Source organism: Pseudomonas sp. SJZ077 (assembly GCF_007993905.1).
Classification (GTDB): domain Bacteria; phylum Pseudomonadota; class Gammaproteobacteria; order Pseudomonadales; family Pseudomonadaceae; genus Aquipseudomonas; species Aquipseudomonas mandelii.
Genome location: NZ_VIUJ01000028.1, coordinates 82,025 through 88,096, shown reverse-complemented (window position 1 = coordinate 88,096; position 6,072 = coordinate 82,025). Strand labels below are relative to the sequence as shown.

The 6,072-nt window shown below is 57.9% G+C and carries 6 protein-coding genes and 1 pseudogene; 1 reads left to right on the top strand and 6 read right to left on the bottom strand.

Annotated features, from left to right (window positions below):
- Window positions 1-78: 78 nt before the first annotated feature.
- The 4 genes and pseudogenes from FBY01_RS32395 to FBY01_RS29025 all read right to left on the bottom strand — a co-directional run bounded on the left by FBY01_RS32395 (window position 79) and on the right by FBY01_RS29025 (window position 2,908).
- Window positions 79-629: pseudogene (locus tag FBY01_RS32395) on the bottom strand (S-type pyocin domain-containing protein).
- Window positions 602-1,156 carry a hypothetical protein gene (locus tag FBY01_RS32390; RefSeq protein ID WP_372241908.1) on the bottom strand — a complete coding sequence of 185 codons (555 nt, stop codon included), beginning with the start codon at window positions 1,154-1,156 and terminating at the stop codon, window positions 602-604. Before FBY01_RS32390 ends, FBY01_RS32395 begins: the two are co-directional and overlap by 28 nt.
- A gap of 221 nt (window positions 1,157-1,377) precedes the next feature.
- Window positions 1,378-1,725 (bottom strand): pyocin S6 family toxin immunity protein, encoded by a 348-nt coding sequence (locus FBY01_RS29030; RefSeq protein WP_306092901.1) that lies wholly within the window; start codon window positions 1,723-1,725, stop codon window positions 1,378-1,380.
- Window positions 1,726-1,876: 151 nt separating this feature from the next.
- The gene (locus FBY01_RS29025; RefSeq protein ID WP_145310548.1) at window positions 1,877-2,908 is read right to left on the bottom strand and encodes a D-cysteine desulfhydrase family protein; all 1,032 of its coding nucleotides are present in this window, start codon (window positions 2,906-2,908) and stop codon (window positions 1,877-1,879) included.
- Between the two features lie 116 nt (window positions 2,909-3,024).
- Here FBY01_RS29025 and FBY01_RS29020 point away from each other — a divergent pair, with 116 nt between their 5' ends.
- Window positions 3,025-3,906, top strand: a complete 882-nt coding sequence (locus FBY01_RS29020) for a LysR family transcriptional regulator (protein ID WP_077749310.1) — start codon at window positions 3,025-3,027, stop codon at window positions 3,904-3,906.
- 33 nt (window positions 3,907-3,939) lie between these two features.
- Here FBY01_RS29020 and FBY01_RS29015 read toward each other — a convergent pair whose 3' ends face one another.
- Window positions 3,940-4,683: an SDR family NAD(P)-dependent oxidoreductase gene (locus FBY01_RS29015; RefSeq protein ID WP_145310551.1), complete on the bottom strand. Its 744-nt coding sequence runs from the start codon at window positions 4,681-4,683 to the stop codon at window positions 3,940-3,942.
- Between the two features lie 207 nt (window positions 4,684-4,890).
- The gene (locus tag FBY01_RS29010; protein WP_145310553.1) at window positions 4,891-6,015 is read right to left on the bottom strand and encodes a cytochrome P450; all 1,125 of its coding nucleotides are present in this window, start codon (window positions 6,013-6,015) and stop codon (window positions 4,891-4,893) included.
- Window positions 6,016-6,072: the final 57 nt, after the last annotated feature.

The following is a 6,072-nucleotide window of genomic DNA, read 5'->3' as shown; positions in this document are numbered from 1 at the left end:
CTCACCTTCAATAAATCGCTTCATGATCGCCCCCGCTACGATCTCGACGATCAGAAGATTAGACAATTGCAGGTGTTTTCACACAGCCTGGGTCGTTCTCTGCCGGTCATGCCCACGCAGCATGATGGTCAAATCCGATGCAAATGATTGGTCAGGTCGAATGCAAATGGGTGGGCAAGTCTGTGCAATTACCCATTCCAGCGCGTCTTGTCCGTTAGTGGGACCCTTGCTTTTGACTGGGGTATCCGTTTTGCCATGGTAACTGGCTGCATCAAATTCCAGTGCCAAGACAATGTAGAGCGGCTTAATACCGGAGTCGGCTGGAAATACCAGGATGAAGCCTTTGTACTCAGGTGGGTAAATCGGGTCGACGATAATGCTATCTGCTTGTGCAGTCGGCGGATAAATCCAGATATGGGGGGGTGTGGGGCACTTTCCAGGGGCGGGATCCCTGAAGTGGTGGAAGAGTCAACGGCTGGCGTCCATGACAGCGTTGTACCATCACCAAAGTCAGCCACTTGCTGAGTGCCTTGAACAACGAAATGCACGACAGGAATCAGTTCCCAATCACTGCGCTTCTGGGTGTTGAATCCGTAGCTCTTCAGGGGGCCATCGGTCTGTTGCTCGATATGCAGTCGGACACGTGTACGGCCTTCTTTGAGCGACTTGAGCTGTTCTTCTGTGTACAGGGAACTGTCCCCCAGACTGGATGGCCATAGCAGGGCAACCATTCCCAGCAATGCACCAGCAGCAACCCCCCCCCGGATGCTATCCCGACGCCACCGGCCGCATTTATCGCGGCCCCAGCAGCACCAGCCCGGCCCAAAACAAGCGTGCCCAGCCCCGCGGGTAACGTACTGCCACTGATTTTTTTAAGAGGGATGCTTCCCGCCGCGTTCCTTTCACGACCACCCAGTAAAGTGAATTGTCCGAAGTCGGTCAGCTTCTCGACCGGGATAATTCCGGATGGGTTGTTATGGTTGATGACGCCGTTGGGAAGGTTGCAGCTTTTGGCGAACACACAACCCACGCCCCCTGGATCATCCGGTTGTTGAGGTTGCCTGATAAAACGGTCTTCATACGCCTGTTGTCGGGCCAGCATGTCATCGTAAGTTTTTTGTCTGGCGTCCCGCTCTGCCAACTCGGTGGCGGTCATGTAGCGGCTTGTGACGTGGTGCCCGTCACCGGAGGGTGGGTTTTGAATCCGAGATATGTCTGTTTCGCGCGCCATAAGCGTCCTTGTTTCATCCTTTTTGAAAGCGATGCGGACGCTATATCAATGGGTTTTTGATTGATGTAGGACGGTTCTGAAATTAGGTTTGTCGTTATAAGTAGCGAGGAGGCAAGCCCCTCGCTGCAATCAAACAGCTTTCCCCACTATTCCCGCACGCCTATGAAGAGGTCCAGGTCAGTCGGTAGCTGCACATCAATGGCGATGGCGATTTTTATAATTTGCTCGGCAGTCAGTAAACAATCCCCGTAGGCGCTTTCATCAAGATTGTTCCAGCCAAGTACATTCAATATTGCAGCTTCAAATTCAGGTAGAACGGTCAGTTCGTACCTTAAGAAGTCACCTTCATCATCACCTTTTGAAAATCCACTGATCCAGAAAACGTAGTGGGCCTGCTGATCTATTCCCGAGTGATCCTGGCGGTTGTTGCAAGCCGGGTGCCCGTCGCGTGACGGTGGGTTTTGAACTGCAGGTGTGTCTGTCTTGCTAGCCATGAGCATCCTTGTTTCAACTTTTGTAAACGATGCGGACGCTATAGCAATGGGCATTAAATGGATGTAAGTTTTTTCTGAATGTTCGGTCGTTTTTTCCAAAATTGGTGAGGGAAGAGGCACCCTCACCACAGATTCCCGTTAACCTTTCGGATCAGACCTGAAACGTCTCCCGATACGCATACAACCCCGGCGTTCCCCCGGTCATCACAAACAGCAGATTGTCACCGCGCTGGAAACGTCCCTGCCTGATATCACCCAACAGCCCGGCAAACGCTTTCCCGGAATACACGGGGTCAATCAACAGACCTTCCGCGCGAGCCATCAGGCGCACCGCGTCGAGCATGGCGGGGGTCGGCAGACCGTAACCGTCGCCCAGTTGACTGCCATCAATCACAATCTCTGACGCCTCAACGACGGCGCTGCTGCCCAATAACGTCAGTGCGTCCTGAGTCAGTCGCACGGTTCTGTCCGCTGACGTGTCCCGATCAGACAAGACCGAATACGATTTGACCATCGACGTACCCCGACCCAGCAACTGGAACCCTGCAGCGAGTCCGGCGTGGGTGCCGGCGCTGCCATTGGGCACGACCACCTGGTTGAAGGTGAGGCCGAGTTGCGTTTCCTGCTGCGCGATCTCCGCTGCGCAGCGTGCGTAACCGAGGCTGCCCAGCGGCGTTGAGCCACCCGTTGGTATCACCAACACTGTGCGCCCGGCTTCCCGAAGGTGGGCGGCGCGTTTCTCGGCCTCGGTAAGCGAGTCGCTTCCGCCGGCAAGCACCCGTATGTCGGCGCCGAACAACTGATCGAGCAGGACGTTGCCGTTGAGCTCGTAGTCCATTTCGGCTTTGGGCACCGAGCGGGTCAGGATTAATTCGCAGGCAATGCCCAGGCGGGCGCACACGGCGGCCGTTAGCCGTGCATGGTTGGACTGGAGACCGCCGATAGTGATGACCGTGTCGACCCCGGCCGCCAGCGCCGCGCCGAGGTGGAATTCGAGTTTGCGCAGTTTGTTGCCGCCACCGCCGATCAACATGTGATCATCGCGCTTGAGGAACAGGCCGATGCCTTGTGCCTTCAAACCCAGCAGCTGTTCCAGGCGTTCGGCGCGCTGAATCGGCGTCGGGCCTTGCAACAGGTCTGCCCGCGCAAAAGAACTCAGTGACATGTCCAGTAGGGTTTGCATCAATGGCGCCTCGTTATGCACTTTATTGCAGTGACTCTAGGGACAAAGTCCCGGGTGATAAACGCATCGCCGGTTATTACTCCTTTAACCTGATGTATTGAATGCAAGGCAGGGACATGAGCAAACTCAGGCAAATGGAAGTCTTCGTCGCCGTGGTCGAGGCGGGCAGCTTCGCCGATGCGGCCAGTGAAGTCGGGATGTCGGCGGTGATGGTCGGGCGGCATATCCAGGGGCTGGAGAAAACCCTCAATACCCAGCTGATTAAACGCACCACGCGTCGGCAATCCATCACGGGCGAGGGGCGGCTGTTTTACGAAGAAGCCAAACTGGCGCTGGAGCAAGTGAACTACGCGTTCAGTCGGGTGGAAGCGTCCAGCCCGGAACCCAGCGGCCTGTTGCGCATCACCGCGCCGATGAGTCTCGGCGTTTCCCTGGTCGGGCCGCTGGTGTCCGAATTCATGCAGCGTTATCCGCAGATCCAGGTCGAGCTGATTTTGAGCAATGAAGTGATCGATCTGTACGAGACGTCATTCGATCTGGCGTTCAGGATTTCCGAGCTGATTGGCGTCAACCTGCTGGCCACGCCGTTGCCGCCGTATCGCATGGTGATCTGCGCTTCGCCCCGGTATCTGGAAAGATGGCAGGAACCGCAGTCCCCCGAGGACTTGCACCGGCACCGAATTCTCACTCATACGTCCTGGAACAACCGGTTTGCCTGGCCGCTGAGAAACGGCGCCAGCGAAGTGCCCTGGCCCGAAAGCGCCGTGTTGAAGAGCAATGACGGTCAGGTGTTGCTGCAGGCGGCCGTGGCCGGGGAGGGGATTTTGATGCAGCCCGACTTTCTGGTGTCGGCGGCGTTGGCCAAAGGTGAGCTGGTGAGGATCATGGACGCCTACGTACCGCCGCCCAAACCGGTGCAGATGGTGTATCCGCGCTCCAGGAAATCGTTGCCCAAGTTGCACGCCTTTGTCGAGTTTGTCGCGGATCGACTGGCGTGATCGTGGCGTCCTGAAGCGCAGACAAATGCGGGTCTAGCGCAGGGTGTACCCGCTGTCGACCACCCAATCCTGGCCGTACACGCTACGTGCGCCACGGCTCAATTGGAACAGGATGACGTCTGCCACGGCACTCGGTTTTAGAAACTCTCCGTCGAGCAGCCGCTGGTTCACCGAGTTGGCGACATCGCCCAGTTCCGCAGGCTTCAAGCCTAGCGTCGACCAGATCGGGGTAGCCGTTGGGCCTGGCGATACGGTGTTGATACGGATGCCGTGAGGCGCCAACTCTACGGCCAGGGTCCGGACGTGCGCCATCAGCGCTGCTTTCGAGGCGATGTAGGCGGCCAGACCAGGAAAGGTCACGTTGGCCAGGAACGTGCCGATGAACACCACCGACGCGGTTGCCGCAAGGTGGCTGCGCAGGCAGGCCAAGGTGTTCAGCGCACCGGCGCCGTTGACCGCCCACTGTCGGTCGAAGGCGGCTACATCCAGGCCATCGGCCAGTTGCGCAATGCCGGCATTGGGCACCACGAAATCCACTGGCCCCAAGGCTTCGGCGCGAGTGCCCAGCCGGGCGAGGTCCTCTCGGCGGGTGATATCTCCGGCCACCCAGGCGAGTTGATCCTTGTAGCGTTCCGCCAATTCGCCCAGGCCACCTATCTGGCGTGACATCGCCAATACGCGAGCGCCTTGCTCCAATAGCTGTTCGGTAACAGCCAGGCCGATGCCGGAACTCGCGCCAGTAACGACGGCCAAGCGATTGTGAAATTCGTTGAGCATGCAGTAATCCTCTTCCTGATAATCCAGCCTGTCTTTAGGGGGCGATCGTTGGTTGATCGAAAACGTAAGTGTGTGATCAAAAAACGGGCCAGTCCGGGATGTCAGGCAGGACGAGGGTTGTGGAGGCTCTGTTGTTACTTTGACTCCATTGAAAAGTAGTCGTAACGACTGCACGGTAGTCAATATGACCCTTGGTGGCGATGACCTTCATTGCGGCGCCGGGGAATACTCGCTAAAGACTGGAATACGCCCGTTCAGCGAAGGCCGGTACTTCCAGGCCAATCGATCCAGCGCAGGGGGATGCAGCAGAATTTCGCTCAACGTGGCACTGGCAATCCCCAACGCCAGCAGTTGCCCCGGACATTGATGCCGCCCCGCACCAAACGTAAAACTGCGCCGCTGCGGGCGATCCAGAATGAATGCGTCGGGACTCTCATTGAGTTGGGGGTCTCGATTGGCCGAAGCCAGCAGCACCAGAACCACATCGCCGGCATTGAGACATACACCCTCGATTTCGCACGGTGCGGCGACAAACCGGCGGGTGTTCTGCACCGAAGGGTCGAAGCGCTGAACTTCGGCGATCAAGTCGTCAACGGGTGTCGAGTCGCGTAGCAGCGACAGGTTTTTAATCAACGCCAACATTGCGTTGCCGATCAGTCCGGCGGTGGCTTCATACGTCTGGGAAAACAGCCCGATCAGATTGGCAATCAACATTTCAGGATCACCCGCGCAACGCGTCCGAATCCCGCTGAGCAGTGAGCTTTTATTGCCCGAATCATCCAGCAATTCAACGAAATGCCCCCTTAACTTCTCAGCGGCAGCGTGGGCAGTTTCCAATTGCAGCGGATCACTGAGCGGCGACAGACATGCCACGAAATCCGCCGTCAGCTCACTGATCGCCCGGCCCTGAGCCGGTGAAAACCCCAACAGCGCCGCCACCACGCAAACCGGCCCGCGGAACATGGCGTTGTACAACCCGTCGGCATCCGGCGTGATCAACCGCGCGCTCACCAGTGCGTTGACCTCGTTCACATCAATCAGCGCCAAACCCGGCTCAATCGCCGACCTCGGGCAACGCTGGCGCTCGCCCTCATTCATCCGCATCAATTGCCCGAATACCTTGCCGGCCATGCCGTCGGCAATCCCTTTGGGTACCGGCTCAGCGGCCGGCCGGACATGGCAATCCCGGTGCGCCAGCACAGCCGCAACGGCCTGGGCGCTGCTCGCCACCCACAATTTCAGTCCTTGGTGAAACACCAGCCCACCCTTGGCGCGCAGCCGGGCGTAATAGGGATAGGGATCGGTATGAGTCGCAGCGATGATCGGGTCCATGGGTCGCAGCCTTGTTCGTGGTGGGAGAAGTGTTGCTACTATCTCCAGTTCGAAACG

Bases quoted from the DNA above. Each gene is read 5' to 3' on its own strand.
- FBY01_RS29010 (WP_145310553.1), bottom strand. From the start codon at position 6,015: ATGGACCCGATCATCGCTGCGACTCATACCGATCCCTATCCCTATTAC.
- FBY01_RS29030 (WP_306092901.1), bottom strand. From the start codon at position 1,725: ATGGCTAGCAAGACAGACACACCTGCAGTTCAAAACCCACCGTCACGC.
- FBY01_RS29020 (WP_077749310.1), top strand. From the start codon at position 3,025: ATGAGCAAACTCAGGCAAATGGAAGTCTTCGTCGCCGTGGTCGAGGCG.
- FBY01_RS32390 (WP_372241908.1), bottom strand. From the start codon at position 1,156: ATGACCGCCACCGAGTTGGCAGAGCGGGACGCCAGACAAAAAACTTAC.
- FBY01_RS29025 (WP_145310548.1), bottom strand. From the start codon at position 2,908: ATGCAAACCCTACTGGACATGTCACTGAGTTCTTTTGCGCGGGCAGAC.
- FBY01_RS29015 (WP_145310551.1), bottom strand. From the start codon at position 4,683: ATGCTCAACGAATTTCACAATCGCTTGGCCGTCGTTACTGGCGCGAGT.